1 protein-coding gene is annotated in these 327 nt (G+C 39.4%); it reads right to left on the bottom strand.

What is annotated here, in order from left to right:
• A partial coding sequence (locus BBG47_RS28585) for a transposase (protein WP_139070854.1) occupies window positions 1–327 on the bottom strand: 327 nt, incomplete at both ends.

Genomic DNA, 327 nt, shown 5'->3' with positions numbered 1-327 from the left:
GTGCTGAATGGCTTGAAGCACAATCTCATCAAAGACATCTTGAAAAATATCTGTGTCTTTAAAACGGGTACGACGATTCCAACTGATGGTGGAATGGTCTGGTACTTTATCCGTTAGACCAAGGCCTAAAAACCAACGGTAGGCCAAATTAGTCTGAATTTCACGTTCAAGCTGACGTTCCGAACGAATGCCATAAAAATAACCAAGAAAGATCATTTTAAACAGCACAACAGGGTCAATAGCAGGTCGTCCATTGTCTGCACAATAAAGAGGACGTACCTTTTTATCAATGAATGAGAAATCGATATATTTATCTACTTTGCGTAG

The sequence above is a fragment of the Paenibacillus sp. KS1 genome, from assembly GCF_001680695.1.
Lineage (GTDB): Bacteria > Bacillota > Bacilli > Paenibacillales > Paenibacillaceae > Paenibacillus_B > Paenibacillus_B suaedae.
The sequence above is the reverse complement of the archived record's forward strand: the minus strand, read 5'-3'. Positions and strand labels throughout refer to the sequence as shown.